Source organism: Acholeplasma laidlawii (assembly GCF_015709225.1).
GTDB lineage: Bacteria > Bacillota_I > Bacilli_A > Acholeplasmatales > Acholeplasmataceae > Acholeplasma > Acholeplasma laidlawii_A.
Window position 1 is genome coordinate 1 of sequence record NZ_JADNRS010000029.1, and the last position, 17064, is coordinate 17064.

General features: G+C 33.7%; 15 protein-coding genes, 1 pseudogene and 1 other annotated feature. Of the genes and pseudogenes, 14 read left to right on the top strand and 2 right to left on the bottom strand.

The features are described 5' to 3' along the window. The 6 genes and pseudogenes from IY230_RS02195 to IY230_RS02220 form a co-directional block, all read left to right on the top strand. A pseudogene (locus IY230_RS02195) lies at window positions 1-789 on the top strand (hypothetical protein); the annotation flags it as partial. Between the two features lie 221 nt (window positions 790-1010). Further along, a complete protein-coding gene (locus tag IY230_RS02200) occupies window positions 1011-1787 on the top strand; it encodes an endonuclease I family protein (RefSeq protein WP_196369711.1) in 777 nt (258 codons plus the stop codon). Window positions 1788-2137: 350 nt separating this feature from the next. Next, window positions 2138-2380, top strand: a complete 243-nt coding sequence (locus IY230_RS02205; RefSeq protein ID WP_196369712.1) for a hypothetical protein — start codon at window positions 2138-2140, stop codon at window positions 2378-2380. A gap of 57 nt (window positions 2381-2437) precedes the next feature. Then, a complete protein-coding gene (locus IY230_RS02210; RefSeq protein ID WP_196369713.1) occupies window positions 2438-2617 on the top strand; it encodes a hypothetical protein in 180 nt (59 codons plus the stop codon). A 27-nt stretch (window positions 2618-2644) separates the two neighbouring features. Beyond that, a complete protein-coding gene (locus tag IY230_RS02215) occupies window positions 2645-3235 on the top strand; it encodes a hypothetical protein (protein ID WP_196369714.1) in 591 nt (196 codons plus the stop codon). 113 nt (window positions 3236-3348) lie between these two features. Next, window positions 3349-3504 (top strand): hypothetical protein, encoded by a 156-nt coding sequence (locus IY230_RS02220; RefSeq protein WP_196369715.1) that lies wholly within the window; start codon window positions 3349-3351, stop codon window positions 3502-3504. 169 nt (window positions 3505-3673) lie between these two features. Here the strand turns inward: IY230_RS02220 and IY230_RS02225 are convergent, their stop codons facing one another. Together IY230_RS02225 and IY230_RS02230 are read right to left on the bottom strand one after the other, a co-directional pair. After that, complete coding sequence (locus tag IY230_RS02225) at window positions 3674-4522, bottom strand: VOC family protein (RefSeq protein WP_196369716.1); 849 nt, start codon at window positions 4520-4522, stop codon at window positions 3674-3676. Between the two features lie 157 nt (window positions 4523-4679). Continuing rightward, window positions 4680-5252: a DUF3267 domain-containing protein gene (locus tag IY230_RS02230; RefSeq protein WP_196369717.1), complete on the bottom strand. Its 573-nt coding sequence runs from the start codon at window positions 5250-5252 to the stop codon at window positions 4680-4682. A 254-nt stretch (window positions 5253-5506) separates the two neighbouring features. On the opposite strand from IY230_RS02230, the gene rplK reads away from it, so the two are divergent. From rplK to IY230_RS02270, 8 genes are all read left to right on the top strand, one after another. Further along, window positions 5507-5938, top strand: coding sequence for a 50S ribosomal protein L11 (rplK, locus tag IY230_RS02235; protein WP_012242123.1), 432 nt, complete (start codon window positions 5507-5509; stop codon window positions 5936-5938). A gap of 66 nt (window positions 5939-6004) precedes the next feature. Then, entirely contained in the window at window positions 6005-6697 is a 693-nt protein-coding gene (gene rplA / locus IY230_RS02240; protein WP_196369718.1) for a 50S ribosomal protein L1, read from the top strand. 6 nt (window positions 6698-6703) lie between these two features. After that, window positions 6704-6836, top strand: a sequence feature (ribosomal protein L10 leader region). Between the two features lie 39 nt (window positions 6837-6875). Then, the gene (rplJ, locus tag IY230_RS02245) at window positions 6876-7364 is read left to right on the top strand and encodes a 50S ribosomal protein L10 (protein ID WP_012242125.1); all 489 of its coding nucleotides are present in this window, start codon (window positions 6876-6878) and stop codon (window positions 7362-7364) included. Window positions 7365-7382: 18 nt separating this feature from the next. Continuing rightward, window positions 7383-7754 carry a 50S ribosomal protein L7/L12 gene (rplL, locus tag IY230_RS02250; RefSeq protein WP_012242126.1) on the top strand — a complete coding sequence of 124 codons (372 nt, stop codon included), beginning with the start codon at window positions 7383-7385 and terminating at the stop codon, window positions 7752-7754. A 71-nt stretch (window positions 7755-7825) separates the two neighbouring features. Further along, window positions 7826-8419 carry a class I SAM-dependent methyltransferase gene (locus IY230_RS02255; protein WP_196369719.1) on the top strand — a complete coding sequence of 198 codons (594 nt, stop codon included), beginning with the start codon at window positions 7826-7828 and terminating at the stop codon, window positions 8417-8419. A gap of 137 nt (window positions 8420-8556) precedes the next feature. Then, the gene (gene rpoB / locus IY230_RS02260; protein ID WP_196369720.1) at window positions 8557-12372 is read left to right on the top strand and encodes a DNA-directed RNA polymerase subunit beta; all 3816 of its coding nucleotides are present in this window, start codon (window positions 8557-8559) and stop codon (window positions 12370-12372) included. A gap of 2 nt (window positions 12373-12374) precedes the next feature. Next, entirely contained in the window at window positions 12375-16502 is a 4128-nt protein-coding gene (rpoC, locus tag IY230_RS02265; protein WP_196369721.1) for a DNA-directed RNA polymerase subunit beta', read from the top strand. A 256-nt stretch (window positions 16503-16758) separates the two neighbouring features. Next, window positions 16759-17034, top strand: coding sequence for a GNAT family N-acetyltransferase (locus IY230_RS02270; RefSeq protein ID WP_196369722.1), 276 nt, complete (start codon window positions 16759-16761; stop codon window positions 17032-17034). Window positions 17035-17064 lie beyond the last annotated feature (30 nt).

Consider the following 17064-nt stretch of genomic DNA (forward strand, 5'->3'; position numbering starts at 1 on the left):
GAGTTTAGTTTAAAGAATACAACAACAGGTTCTAAATCAGGTCAAATCTGGATTATATCTATTGATATAACTTATGGTGGAACTGGCTCAGTTACACCAGGTGAAGATACAGTAGCACCTGTAATTAGCGGTGCTAAAGATATCACTTATGTAATCGGTTCAACAGCTCCAAACTACTTAGCTGGTGTGTCAGCAACGGATGATGTAGATGGTGTTGTTCAAGTAGCAGTTGATGCAAGTGATGTTAATTTAGAAGTTGCTGGTACATATGATGTTATCTACACAGCTACTGACTTAAAAGGTAATGTCGCTGAAGTTGTTGTTCAAATTACAGTAACCGATGGTGAAGAGCCAGTAGTTGGTGAAACTTATACATTTAGATTAACCCCAGAAAAGAATGTGACACCAAAAGGCACAAGTTACGTTGATGTTCTCTATTTAGAAAGCCATGGTCAATGGGACGGAAAAACCAATAAAGCTTCATCAACAACTTTTGGTACAAATGGTTCTACTAACGCATTAGAGTTTATTGCTAATGAAGGATATTACGTTTATTCTGTTCAAGTTCTAATGGGTTCTGCAAGTGGTAGTGACAGAACTTTAACTGCCATCAATCTAAAAAATACAAGTCAAACTAAAATTGTAGTAAGTGGAGTTTCAACATCATCTTCCCCTAAAGATAGTGGAATTGTGATATTAGGTTTTGAAAGTAATTCAGTGAAGTTCCAATCCAGTGGAGCGTTAACTTATTACTGGATAGAAGTTGTAGTTAAATCAAACCCCCAGTAACAAACCCTACTGAAGATAACGAATCGCCAATAATTACATTAGAACCGGGCGTAAGTCCGGTTCGACTCTCAGTAGGGGATTCATGGACATTACCTACTGCAACTGCAGTAGATAATGTTGATGGTGACATTTCATTTATAGATGTAGATACTACACTTATCAATCAATTCTATAATAGTACTACAAGTCAATATATATTCACGTCAACCGATACCTATGAAGTGGAATTCACTGCAGCAGATGAATCCGGAAATATAGCTACCAAAGTTATAACAATTATTGTGAGTGATGGTGTAGATGGTTATACAGGATATTATGAGTCTATTAATGGACTTAGTGGGCAAGCACTAGAAGATGAATTGTATACTGTCCTAAATAATACAGGACAATATACTACAACAACATATGGTGCGGCTAGATATCATCTAGAACAAACCGATGCATGGATAGGACGTAATACAGACTACTTATATTTAATTTATACAGATACTTTAAAGGGATCTGTAAGTAGTGGATATCCTGATGAAGGATATGCACTAGCAACATGGGATTATGGAGCAACTTGGAACAGAGAACACGTTTGGGCTAAATCTTTATTTGGTACAGGTAGTTATGATCCAGGAAATTCAACAAGAGGTATTGATGCAGACTTACATAACTTAAGAGCTGCCGACACAACCGTAAACTCTACAAGAAGTAACAACTTATTTATTAACCAAGTATATAATGCAGGTGGTTTTGGTAACTACAACTCAAAATGGTATCCAGGTGATCACCATAGAGGGGATGTTGCTAGAATCTTATTCTACATGGATATTAGATGGGGTAGTTTAACCAACTTATCTAAGATAGGTGATTTAGCAACACTGCTCCAGTGGCATGAACTAGATCCAGTAGATGATTTTGAAATCAATAGAAATAATCTAATATATGGATTCCAAAATAATAGAAATCCTTTTATTGATCATCCAGAACTTGTCGATAAAATTTGGGCATAATAAGTTAATAATCAATTATTAAAAGCAGCAATCACATATGAATGTGTATTGCTGCTTTTAATGAGTTTATGTAATCAAAATAGAATCATAGATAAGTTCATAGCGTTTTTATTAAACATAACTAGATTTATGTAGAGCTCAATACAGATAACCATTATATTAATCAACTTAAATATGTTACAATATGATGTTAGGTGTATAAAAATATATAGAGATAGATTAAATCTTTGTATAATAAAAATAGGGGATTTACAAAATGAAAAAAAATAATGATACTCATAGGTTTGTGCTTTCTATTCATATTAGTAGGTTGTACTACAAATAATAATCGTGACATAAGTTATAGTTATGTGTTTATTGGTGAAGATGAACGGACTTTCCAAACAACACTTACAACAAAGAATGAATTAAATTCAATTAAACAAAAAATCAATGTGATAGAAAAAAATTTAAAAGAGATCACACTGGATGAACCCGATTATAATCAATCAACAGTAAGTTCGTTTAGTTTTAGTTATAATGAGTATCGTGGTGGGAGATACTATTATTACACATTTACCTTACACTATAAGATTGTTGATTCAAAACTATAGTACACTATTCATAAAAATAAACAAGAGATGAGAGTTCGTGTACATAGTAAAGTACTCATGGAATATATATACTCAAGTAAAGAAGAAGGTACTTTAGTTAACTATACATTTGGCTTGTATTATAATGAAACTCCAAATGGTTTACAAACTCAAAAATATATACTAAAAATAAGTGAATCTGATGATAACTTGGTATATAAATTTGGTGGTTTTACTTCAACAAATAGTAATTATTAATAAGATTAAAAACAAGGATGGAATGATATGATGAAAAAACTTAGCTTAGTCTTAAGTGTTGTAATGATTCTTATATTAATTGGGTGTGTAGAAAATAAACCAACTACAAGATTGGAAACACCGACAAACCTAAAATTTGAAATTGCAACTTTAACCTTTGATGAAGTAGAGCATGCTACAAGTTACATTATTATTGCAGAAGGACTTAATGCAATTGTAAATACGAATAGCTACACCTTCCTACATGAAGGTGTATATAAGGTTCGTGTTGTTGCAAGAGCTAAAGGCTACCTTGATTCACTGTACTCCACGGAACTTGAGGTGGTTGTAAGTTTTACAGATCAAAAACCATACATGATATCAAGTAAAGATATAACAACAAACTTTAAGGATGACATAAAACTTTCCTTTGCTAGTTTAGGTTATACATTTAAAAGCCTTAATGGATATGCTATTACTTCAAGGGACTATACATATGTAAATGATGTACTCACAATCAAGGCTAGTTTTCTAAAAATAGCATTTGAAAAAGAAAGTGAAAGAACATCTTTAATATTTTCATATACATTTGAAAAAGATGATCAAACACACTTAGGTTTTATTACAATTAAAAACTAAAATACATCTTAAATTCCTATCAGATTTGATAGGAATTTTATTATATTGATGATGTAGATGCAGGTACTGAAATTGAACAAATCATTCAAGATAAAGCAAAAGCAATTCAAACAATGTATGACCTACAGTTTGAGACAAATGGTACAGGCGGATATTTAACCATTCAAGAGGTTTCTACAATTGTTATTAAACAACTTTACTATGATGTATGGGATGGTAACTTACCTACTGTAGTTACAGATGGATCAGGTATTATTATTCAACCATAATTAAATATACGTAACCATAATAACCCAATCACATTCATGTGATTGGGTTATTTCTATATATAGATAACTACTCATTACCATACATTTTATAAAATGTATCGGGAAATTATTTTCCGATATTGCATTAAAAAGTGGTCTACTATAAACTTTGTAGACCACTTAAATAACTTTATCTAAAATCAGTTGTTAAATACACTTTAACGTTGTTTACGTCTTTAATGAATACTTTGTCGTTATCTTGATTTAATGTGATATTAGCGTTATTTAAACGTTCTATTAAGGCATTATATTTATCTTTTGGTACATATAATGTGTAAGACTTCAAACCAATCGCGTTATCTGGGTTGTTTGGTATATTTTGACCATTCCATATATTAAAACCAATATGGTGGTGATAACCTAAATCACTTACGAATGCTGCTTGTGGACCATACTCCATAGTGTTTTGAAATCCTAATATATCAATGAAGAAAGTTCTTGCTGCTTTCATGTTGGCTACATGTAAATGGATGTGTCCCATGATGGTTTCATCAGGAATTTTAGTGAATGGTGTTTGTACTGCTTTATCAACTAAGTCTTGATAGTCCATTGGACTGTTTACAACATCATCAAATCTTGGCCATTCATTTTCCGGTTTATCTGCATAAATCTCAATACCATTACCATCTGGATCATCTAAGTAAAGTGCTTCACTAATACCATGATCAGCACCACCGGTTACAGGTGTTTTAGTTTCAATCATATGCTTAATGAATTGTCCTAAGTGTGCTCTTGAAGGAAGTAGTATCGCGAAGTGATATAGACCCGTTGTACGTTGTTTTGGTGTTGCTAGCGGATTATAGGTTAATGTAATTAAATGCGTATTTGTGTATGTACCTAATTTATAGTTGTTATCAATTTTTTCTAGTAGTTTAAACCCAAAGACTTCTTGGTAAAACTTTAGTGATGTTTCAATGTTTGAAACCATTAAAGTAACATCTGTTACTTGCATAAATTGATTAGAGTGAAAATTTTTCATAATATAACCTCCTAAAGTATTTCTTATGTTACGAGTTCATTATAACAGTCATAGTATCTTTTAGGAAGTAGGCACTTCTTGGTAACTATGTTACTTTACAACAATATCCCAAAATAAAATCCATTCAAGCAAATGACTTGAATGGATTGGTTACTTATTATTTTTTATAAAATGTCATCCCGATACCATAATCATGGATAAGGGTATCTGGACTATATTTAAGTAGTTTAAATATGACGTAGAAATCTCCTATACAACCGGATGTATGCATGGCTAACAATATATAGAAGCCTAAGGAATGTGTTGGAAATGAATAAATGGATGCAACAAGAAGCGGTGTAATAAGTATAAAAGGTGCTATGCCTGTTAGTATATAATGGTTTTTGTAAAAATAGATACCTTCTACGGATGCAGATGCTGCCCATCCGTGGAATTTATAACTAATCTTTTCTTTAGTACCTAGTTTAAAGAAGATACCATGTATAAGTTCATGTACGAAAATCATTATTAAAGCCATACTAACATACATCAGTATGCTTAACACTTCAAGTTTGACAGGTGATAAATCTGGATTAAGTTCAAGGTATATGATGTATGCTAATACGAAGGGTAGTATAAGTAAAACAGAAGCCACATTTAAGAAAACAAATATCTTTTTATTTCTTAGATTGATATTTAAGACTTCTTTGTATCCATCTGGTAAAGTATTATAACTTCTAATCTGCTTCATTGTAAGAACCTCTCTAGTAAGACCTATATTCGACTTTATTATAGCAGTATATTTTCTAAAAGTGTTGAAAGATTGTAAGATGATATGTTGCAAAAATTTCACAACTTTTTTAGTGTGTGTGAAAATGCGGAGACATCAAACTTTTCTTGTTGACATACACACTCAATAATGATAGAATATTCACGCGTGTAAACACACCATAGTGGGAGAAATATTCGTACCACATACTTATTACAAAAGAAGGAGGTCGTGTTATGGCAGAAAAGAAAAAAGTAGTCAAACAAGTTAAGTTGCAAATTCCTGGCGGTAAAGCAACTCCAGCTCCACCCGTTGGTCCAGCACTCGGGCAAGCTCAAGTTAACATTCCGCAATTTGTTAAACAATTTAACGATATGACTCAAAATATGGTTGGTTATATTGTACCAGTTGTAATCTCTGTTTATGATGACAGAACATTCTCAATTGAAACAAAAACTCCACCTGCTTCTGACTTACTAAAGAAAGCAGCAAATATCAAAGCTGGAGCAAGTAATCCAAAGAAAGATAAAGTTGCTACAATCACTAGAGCACAGTTAGAAGAAGTTGCAAAAATGAAAATGCCGGATTTAAACGCATACGATGTGAAAGCAGCATCTAAGATCATCGAAGGTACTGCAAAACAAATGGGCATTATAGTTTCAGAATAATTTAGAACTTTAAAGTTTCTAAATTGTGGGAGGATATCCCGTTATACCACATTTAGGAGGAATTTCATGAAAAGAGGAAAGAAATACTTAGAAGCAGTTAAGTTATACGATAAATCAGTTGCTTATACTGGTTTAGAAGCTGTAGAACTTGCTAAAAAAACATCTGTTGCTAAGTTTGATGCAACCGTCGAAGTCGCATTCCGCTTAAACGTTGACCCTAGAAAAGCTGACCAAAACCTTAGAGGAGCTATTAGCTTACCTCATGGTACTGGTAAGTCAGTTAGAGTTGTCGTTATTGCAAAACCAGAAAAAGCTAAAGAAGCTTTAGCAGCTGGCGCAATGGAAGCAGGCGATGTAGAGTTAATCGATAAGATTGGTAAAGGTTGGTTTGATTTCGACGTTATGGTAGCAACACCAGATATGATGGCTCAATTAGGTAAATTAGGTAGAGTATTAGGTCCTAAAGGATTAATGCCAAACCCTAAAACCGGAACTGTTACATTAGACGTTGCTAAAGCTGTAGAAGAAATTAAAGCAGGGAAAATCGAATATCGTACAGATAAAGTAGGTAACATCCATGCACCAATCGGTAAAGTATCATTTGATTCAAATAAACTACATGAAAACATGTTAGCTATTTACAATCAATTAGTACGTATTAAACCAGCTACGGTTAAAGGTACATATATCAAAAAAATCGCTCTTTCAACAACTATGGGCCCTGGCATCATGGTTGAAGAAGGCAATATCAAAAAGTAAGACAAACAATAAATTAAATATTTACCAAAGACAGTAGCTGTGGTATCCACTTAATTTGCTACCGAGGAAAAATAAACCTGGAACTTATTTTCTCTCTTTATATGTCTTTATATATTAAGAGGGATTTTATTTATTAAAAATGAAATCCAAAATCAAAACCTTACAAAAGGAGGCACTCATGAAGAAACAACTTCAACGTAAAGTCGATCAAGTGGCAACATTAACTGATAAATTCAAAATGGCTAAAACAATTGTTATGTTTGAATACAAAGGATTATCTGTTGCAAATTTAACATCACTAAGATCAGAATTACATAAAGAAAACATCGATTTAAAAGTTTACAAAAACAATATCACAAGACGTGCCGCAATCAATGCAGGATTCGATGCTTTAGAACCATCATTAACAGGTCCTTTAGCAGTTGCAATATCATATGATGATGTTGTAGCTCCAGCTAAGATCATTAATGAATTCGCAAAGAAAAACAAAACGGTTGTGATAACATCTGGTGTTATTGAAGCTAAAGTAGCTGACCAAGTAGCAATTATGGCACTTGCAAACCTACCATCAAGAGAAACTTTATTAACACAACTAGCGGCTGGTCTATTAATGCCAGTAAAAGAAATAGCTATTGGATTAAATATGCTATTAGAAACTAAAGAATAATTTAAGGAGAAATTACACATGGCTAAATTAACAAAACAAGCTTTCGTAGAAGCTTTAAAAGAAATGTCTTTATTAGAAATTAAAGAACTAGTAGACGGATTAAAAGAAGAATTTGGTATTGACCCATCAGCAGTAGCAGTAGCAGCAGGTCCTGCAGCAGCAGCTGAAGTTGAAGAAAAAACTGAATTCAACGTAGTATTAAAATCATTCGGTGACAAGAAAATCGAAGTTATTAAAGTAACTCGTGAAGTAACTGGATTAGGTCTAGTTGAAGCTAAGAAATTAGTTGAAACTGCTGACGCTGTAATTAAAGAAAACGCTAAGAAAGACGAAGCAGAAGCTCTTAAAGCTAAATTTGAAGCAGCTGGCGCAGTCGTTGAAATTGTTTAATTTAATTTAAATGATTGTTTAAAAACCTGAGGTTACTCGGGTTTTTTCACTTCTTTTTTATAGGTGAATTTATGTCGCATTACTTTAAAAATGATCCCAATTTAATCAGTGAAGAAACTACGTATCAAGTCGAAATGTTTGATCAAAAATTTACATTTTTATCAGATAAAGGTGTTTTTAGTAAAGGCCACTTAGATACTGGTTCATACGCACTTATAACCAATTTAGATATACCTACTCATGCAACAAGCCTACTGGATGTGGGTTCAGGCATTGGTGTGATAGGTATTATCTTAAAAAAAGTACATCCGACCTTGGATGTTACTCAAATAGATATTAATACACGTGCACTAGAACTTAATATTAAAAACAATAAACTCAACCAAGTTGAAACAAACGTGTATGAGTCAAATTTATTCAGTCATGTAGACAAAACATTTGATTGTATCGTATCTAACCCACCAATTCGAACGGGTAAAGCTACAATATACAACTTATATAAAGATGCCTATAAACATTTAAATACATCTGGACAATTGTGGATAGTCGTTAGAAAAGATCAAGGTGCTAAATCTACTATAGATTATTTATCAACAATTTATGAAGAAGTAGAACTTGTCAAACGACATAAGGGTTTTTATGTGATATGCGCACAAAAGAGATGAAAACCACCATTTATATTGACACTATTGTATACAATGTGGTAAAATTATAAAATGCATAGAAATGGGGTTTTTATATATTTATATATATAAATGAAGCCCAACACAAGAATTTTAAATAACGATAGGAGTGTGGATTCATGAGTTATAAAACCGTAAAATACGGAAAAAAAGCAGAACGACGTGATTATTCAAAAATGTTACATCAGGTTGAACTGCCGAATCTTATCGAGATACAGACTAAATCCTTTGAGGAGTTTGTAGAAACTGGTATTGATGAACTGTTAAAAGACATTTCACCAATTGAAGGACACAATGGTGACTTGAAACTCTACTTTGAGGAGAGTTCATTATCCGAACCAAAGTATTCTACTATTGAAACCAAAATTCGTGATCTAAACTATTCTAGACAATTATCTGCTAGAGTTAAATTAGAAAACGCAATTACAGGTGAAGTAAGAGAATCCACCGTATTAATGACAGACCTTCCTATGATGACACCATCAGGGACTTTTATCATTAATGGCGCTGAACGTGTAGTTGTATCCCAAATTGTACGTTCATCAGGTGTTTATTATACATCTGAATTGGATAAAAAAATAAACCAAATTAAGTACTCTGCACAAGTTATCCCAACACGTGGTGCTTGGATAGAGTTTGAACAAGGTTCTAAAGAGATTTTATATGCTAAACTTGACCGTTCTAAGAAAGTACCATTAACAACTTTCATTAGAGCATTAGGGTTTACTACTAAAAAAGATATTGAAGAAGCTTTTGGTCGCTCAAGCTTAATTACCAACACTTTTGAAAAAGATGAAACCAAATCACCAAATGAAGCGGTTATTGATCTTTACTCAAAACTACGTCAAGGTGAAAAAGTTCCAGCTGATGCAGCACGCGAATTCATTAGAATGCGCTTATTTGATGCTAGACGTTATGATCTAGCTAAAGTAGGACGTTATAAATTCAATAAGAAACTAGACGTATTAGCAAGAGCAGAAGGTACATACTTAGCAAATGATATCATCTTAGATGGTGAAGTATTAGTTGCTAAAGATACACACCTTACAAAAGAAGTCATTCAATTATTAGACCAAAACCGTGACGCTTTTAGAAAACAATTAATTACTAAAGAAAATAACTTACAAAACGAAACCGCTGATGAAATATTAGCAACTACTTTACCAGAAGGTGGTAACACACTTTATGCTAAAGAAAATGTTGTTAACTTAAAAACTGGTGAAATTTTAGTTAAGAAAAATGAAGCGATTACTGAAGAAGTTTTAACAAACTTAAGAAAAAATAGACATTCAATTGATGAAAAAGTAATCAAGTACTTCTTAACAGAAGATGTTTACAAAAAAGAATCATTACGCCAAGGCGTTATTTCTGAAATTCTTGATGTATATGTATATGATGATGCAGGCGATAAATCAAACGTTATCCGCATTATCGGTAGTGACCAAAGAGAAGATAGAATCTTTGTAGCAGTATCTGATATTGTTGCAAGTATTTCATACTTCCTAAATCTATATGAAGGTTTAGGGAATGTAGATGATATCGACCACTTAGGTAACAGACGTCTAAGATTAATTGGAGAACTATTAAAAAACCAATTTAGAATTGGTTTAGCAAGAGCTGAAAAGAACATCAAAGATAAGATGTCTACAACAAACTTTAATGATGCAACTCCTGCAAATGTTATTAACATGACACCACTTGTAGGTGCTATTAAAACATTCTTTGGTTCATCACAATTATCACAATTCATGGACCAAATTAATCCACTAGCTGAGTTAACTCAAAAACGTAGAGTATCTGCGTTAGGTACTGGTGGTATTGCAAGAGATAGAGCTGGGGTTGAAGTACGTGACGTGCATAACTCTCACTACGGTAGACTTTGTCCAATTGAAACACCTGAAGGTCCTTCAATTGGTTTAATCTCATCACTTGCTACATACGCTAAAGTCGATGAATACGGCTTTATTAAAACTCCTTTCTTAAAAGTTGTACAAAACGGAAATGAAACATCAGTAACTAAAGAAGTTATTTACTTAACTGCTGACGAAGAATCAGATCACGTGATTGCATCTGCTGCTACACCAATGGATGAACATGGTTTATTCATTGAAAATAGAGTTATTGCAAGACGTAATGGTGAAACTGGTATTTATGATGCTAATGAAATCACTGCAATGGACGTTAGTCCAAAACAGGTTGTATCTGTTGCGACATCATCTATTCCATTCCTAGAACACGATGATGCTTCTCGTGCACTTATGGGTGCGAACATGCAACGTCAAGCAGTACCTTTATTACAACCTACATCTCCAATTGTTGGTACAGGTGTTGAATACCGTGCAGCTAAAGACTCTGGTGCTGTAGTCATTGCTAAAAACTCAGGTTATGTAACCTATGTCGATGGTAAGAAGATTATCATTACACCAGAACCTACGGATACAATTAAGTCTGGATCTAAAACACTTTATAAAGTGGGTGGAGAATTTGATTACGGTATCGCTAAGAAATTATACGAAACCAAATCAGTCCAAAATGATCAATATGATTTAATTCAATTCTTTAGATCGAATCAAGATACATTAATCTTACAAAAACCAATCGTTATGCAAGGTGAATATGTTGATGCAGGCGATGTCATTGCTGATGGTCCTTCAACTGAAAAAGGTGAATTAGCATTAGGACGTAACGTAACCGTGGCATTCATGACATGGGAAGGTTATAATTATGAAGATGCTGTCATCATGAGTGAAGACCTAGTCAAACATGACGTATATACATCGATTCACATTGACGAATATGAAATTGAAACAAGAGATTTAAAACAAGCTAACGGTAAAGAAGAAATCACAAGAGAAATTCCTAACGTTGGTCAAGAAGCGATTAAATTCTTAGATGAGCGCGGTATTATCGTACCAGGTTCAGAAGTTAAAGAAGGCGACATCTTAGTTGGTAAAATCACACCTAAAGGTGTATTTGAACCAACGCCATCAGAAAAACTAATTCACGCTGTTATTGGTGATAAAGCTAAAGAATATAGAGATTCATCTCTACGCGTACCTCATGGTGGCGGTGGAGTGGTTCAATCTGTTCAATACTTCAGCAAGAAAAATGGCGATCAATTACCAACTGGTGTAAATGAGCAAATTAGAGTATATGTGGCTAAAAAGCGTAAAATCACTGAAGGTGATAAAATGGCTGGACGTCACGGTAATAAAGGTGTTATTTCTAAAATTTTACCAAGAGAAGATATGCCATATTTAGCAGATGGAACATATGTTGATATCATGTTAAACCCACTAGGGGTTCCATCACGTATGAACATTGGACAAATCTTAGAGATTCACTTAGGAATTTCTGCTCAAAAATTAGGTATTAAAGTTGCATCTCCAGTATTCGATGGTGTGACTAACGATGAGTTAGGCGCAATCATGGAAGAAGCTGGTATTGCACCAGATGGTAAGACTACATTATATGATGGTCGTACCGGAGAACCTTATAACAACCGTATTTCAGTTGGTGTAATGTACATGATCAAACTATCGCATATGGTTGATGATAAACTACATGCTAGAAACGTTGGACCTTATACATTAGTTACACAACAACCAATGGGTGGTAAAGCTCAAAATGGTGGACAACGTTTCGGGGAGATGGAAGTTTGGGCACTTTATGCATATGGTGCTGCACATACACTTCAAGAAATGTTAACAATTAAATCAGATGATATGATTGGACGTAATAAAGTGTATTATGCAATTACACACGGACAAGAAATACCAAAAGCTAGTATTCCTGAATCCTTTAGAGTATTAACAAGAGAACTTCAAGCCCTAGGCTTATATGTAGAACTTATTGATGCAAACAAGGGAGAAAATGAGGCGATCAAGTCTTTAGTAGACAACTCGTCCAAAGGTTTTAACAAAGGGAGGTTTTAATCATGGCTAAGAACGAAGTATTATCCTTACCTGTAGATTCTTTAAAATTAAGTCAAACTGCATTAGATAGATTAAAACTATCTGGTATTAGTCGTTTAGAAGATTTCAATACATTTAACTTAAAAGAACTTCAAATGTTATTGGGTGATTCTTTTAATGAAGTCCTTCCAACATTAATTTATTACAAATTACCAAGAGATGTAAGAGATTTATCATTATCAGATGAAGTTGTTTCCGTACTTGAAACAGCAGGTATTAAAGATTTAGAAGCATTAACAAAATATGACAAATCAACACTTTATCACGTGTTTAAAGACGATGAGTTCTTATTAAAAGAAATCAACGATTTATTTGAACTATATCGCGAAGAAAAATTATCAACTGAGAATGTATCAACAGAAGTTTTTGAGGAAGTTTTAATTCCTCAAGAAGTATCTGTTGAAGACAGAGTCAACAAGATAATTCAACCAATTCGTAAAACATATGGTTCTAAAGCATTTACACACTTTAAGGTAAGACTTGCTAGTCCTGATGAAATTAGAAACTGGTCTTATGGTGAAGTTATTAACCATGAAACCATTAACTATAGAACATCAAAACCTGAACCGGGTGGACTATTTGATGAAAGAATTTTTGGACCTACAAGAGATTATCAATGTGCTTGTGGTAAAAAACAAACTGTAAACAAAGGACAAATTTGTCCGAAATGTGGTATCGAAATTACTGAGTCAAAAGTACGTCGTGAACGTATGGGACATATTAACTTAGAAGCACCTGTTGTGCATACATGGTACTTAAAAAACTCTCCTTCAAGATTAGCAATCCTATTAGGTATTAAAGCTAAACAATTAGAAGAAGTTGTTTACCATGCAAGTTATATTGTTACTGACCCAGGTCAAAATACACCACTTGCTAAAAAACAAATCTTATCTGAACAAGACTATTCTTTACTAGTTGAAGAATATGGTTCAAGATTTACAGCACTTACTGGTGCTGAAGCGGTTAAAAAATTACTTCAAGATCTAGATTTAGATAAAGAAGTTAAGAGTTTAAGAAGACGCTTAAAAACAAGTTCTAAACAAAAACGTGATCGTATTATTAAACGTTTAGATGTAGTTGAAGCATTTAACCAGTCAGACAATAAACCTGAATGGATGGTTATGGATGTTATTCCAGTCATTCCACCAGATTTACGCCCAATGGTTCCACTAGATGGTGGTAGATTTGCAACAACCGACCTTAACGACTTATATAGAAGAATCTTAAATAGAAACAACCGTCTAAAGAAACAAAAAGAACAAATGGCTCCTCGTTTAATTACTAAGAACGAAAAACGTATGTTACAAGAAGCAGTAGATGCATTATTTGATAACGCAAAACGCGGTAAGAAGGCTGCTGTTGAACGTAACCGCCACTTAAAATCATTATCTGATTTACTACGTGGTAAACAAGGACGTTTCCGTCAAAACTTATTAGGTAAACGTGTGGACTACTCTGGACGTTCAGTTATTATTGTTGGTCCAGACTTAGAAATGTACCAATGTGGTATTCCACGTGAAATGGCAATCACTTTATTTAAACCATTTATTTTACGTGAATTACAATTAACACATGGTGCAGAAAAGAAAAATGCGAACGCTAAATACGAAAGACGCGATGATGATACATGGCGTGCTTTAGAAAAAGTTGTACGTGAGCACCCAGTATTACTTAACCGTGCGCCAACGCTACATAGACTTGGTATTCAAGCATTCGAAGTGAAGTTAATTGATGGTAAAGCGATTCGTCTACACCCGCTTGTAACGCCTGCGTTTAACGCGGACTTTGACGGGGACCAAATGGCAGTTCACTTACCACTATCACCAGAAGCTCAAGCAGAAGCAAGATTGTTAATGCTTGCATCTAATAACATCTTAAACCCTAGAGATGGTAAACCAGTTGTTACACCATCTCAAGATATGGTTTTAGGTAACTACTACCTAACTATTGAAGAGTCTAAAGATCGTGATTTTGGTGATGATCTACAAAGAGCTAAAAAACACCAAGAAATGCACCGCCATGAAGGTAAGTTCTTCTCATCTATTGATGAAGTTAAAATTGCTTATCAGAATAAAGATATTTCATTACATACAAGAATTATCATTAAACCAGAAACAGTTAAAGACACATTCACAGAAGAACAAAAGAACATGTATTTAGTTACTACATTAGGTAAAATTATCTTTAACGAAATCTTACCTGAAACATTCCCTTATGTAAATGAACCTACAATGTCTAACTTAAGTGAAAAGACACCGGACATTTACTTCATTAAAAAGGGTGTGAATCCAAAGGATGCACTAAAACATATTCCTACACCTGAGCCATTTAAGAAGAGATTCTTATCTATGGTTATTGCACAAGTATTTAAATTATTCCACATTTCTGAAACATCAAGAATGTTAGATAAATTAAAAGACTTAGGATTTAAATATTCAACTGTTGCTGGTATTACTATTTCTTATGCAGACATCAACGTATACTCTAAGAAAAAAGAAATGGTTGAAGCAACCGAAGCAGAAATTAATGAAATTGAAGAATGGTTCGAAGATGGATTACTAACAGATTCAGAACGTCGTAAACTTGTTATTGATAAATGGACAAATGTTAAAAACGATATTCAATCTGGTATTATGCAAGAATTCGACAAAGATAATAATATCTTTATGATGAGTGACTCCGGTGCACGTGGTAACGTATCTAACTTTACACAGTTAGTCGGTATGAGAGGACTCATGAGTAACCCTAAGGGTGAAACGATTGAAGTTCCTGTTCAATCATCATTTAGAGAAGGTCTAACCGTATCTGAATTCTTTATCTCCACCCACGGTGCGAGAAAAGGTTCTACCGATACCGCGCTTAAGACCGCAGAATCTGGTTACTTAACACGTCGTTTAGTTGACGTATCACAAGACGTTATTATTGTTGAGGATGATTGTGGTTCAAGCCACGGTGTTTATGTAGAAGCAATCAAAGATGAGTCAGGTAAAGAAATCGTTCCATTATACGATAGAATTTATGGCCGCTTTGCTGCTCATGACATAATAAATCCAAAAACTGGTGAAGTATTTGTGAAACGTAATGAACTGATTACTGAAGAAATTGGTTTAGCAATCGTTAAATCAGGTATGCAAAAAGTTGAAATTAGAAGTATTATGACATGTACATCAAGTCATGGTATTTGTGCGAAAGACTACGGTATTAACTTAGCTACAAACCAATTTGTTGAAGTTGGTGAAGCTATTGGGGTTGTTGCTGCTCAATCAATTGGTGAGCCTGGTACACAGTTAACCATGCGTACATTCCATACAGGTGGGGTTGCTGCTGGTGCCGATATTACTCAAGGTTTACCGCGTATTCAAGAGTTATTTGAAGCGCGTAATCCAAAAGGTAAAGCAACCATCTCAGAAGTTGAAGGTAAAGTTAAAGATATCTCACGTCGTGGTGGTTCAATTAGTATTACAATTAATGATGCTCAAGGTACTGAATACAAATACACGCTTGATCCAAACATTGAAGCTTTAGTTAAAAAAGGTCAAGAAGTTGTTGCAGGTCAAAAATTATCTAGTGGATCTATTAATCCAAAAGAATTACTACGTGTAACAGATGTTAAAACAGCATCTAACTACATTTTAGAAGAAGTTCAAAAAGTTTACCGCGCTCAAGGGGTTGAAATTTCAGATAAACACGTTGAAGTTATTATTCGTCAAATGTTACGTCGTATCATGGTTATTATTGAAGGTGATACAAACATCTTACCGGGTACAGAGGTATCTATTGATGAGTTCAAACGTGAAAATAAAGAAGTACTTAAAAACCGTGGTCGCTTAGCTGTTGGTCGCCCAATACTATTAGGTATTACTAGAGCATCTCTAAGAAGTGACTCCTTCTTATCTGCTGCATCCTTCCAAGAAACTACAAGAATCTTAACAGATGCTGCAATTAGAAGTAAGAAAGATGAATTACATGGATTAAAAGAAAACGTCATTATCGGTGGATTAATCCCAGCTGGTACAGGTATACTGCAAGAAAAATTCTTCCATTATGATCAACCAGAAGATAAAAAACCAGTATATGATGATTTCGAATAATATTTAAGTAAAAAACATTTTTAAAAGAGACTATTTAATAAAAATAGTCTCTTTTTATATCAAAATGCTAATAATTTCAATATTTTATACTTTCAAAGTATAATTAAGGTGTAATCTAATATATTAGTCAAGGCTGTAAAGACTCAAGGGGAGAAAGTTTTTACAGTCATAAAAATCATAAAGAGGGGTACTAAAAGGTACCCCTTTTTATCTTATAGGTTATAATAGAGCTATAAACTAAGTAGGAGGTAGACATATGATGTTCAAACAAGAACCCGGACGATTTTATTTAAATGATGAATCGGGTAAAATGATTGCAGAAATCACTTATAAATATATCGGTGAAAATATTGCAGCAACGCATACATTTGTTGATCCAGTATTAAGAGGACAAGGTATTGCACAAAAGTTAGTCGATGAAGTTGTAAGACTTTCTAGAAGTGAAGGGAAGAAAATAGATCCTGTTTGTCCATATATAGAAAATCTTTTCGAAAAGGATATGCAGTATAGTGATGTGTATTTAAAGCGTTAGATTATAGTGATTGACAGTTTTAAATGTAAG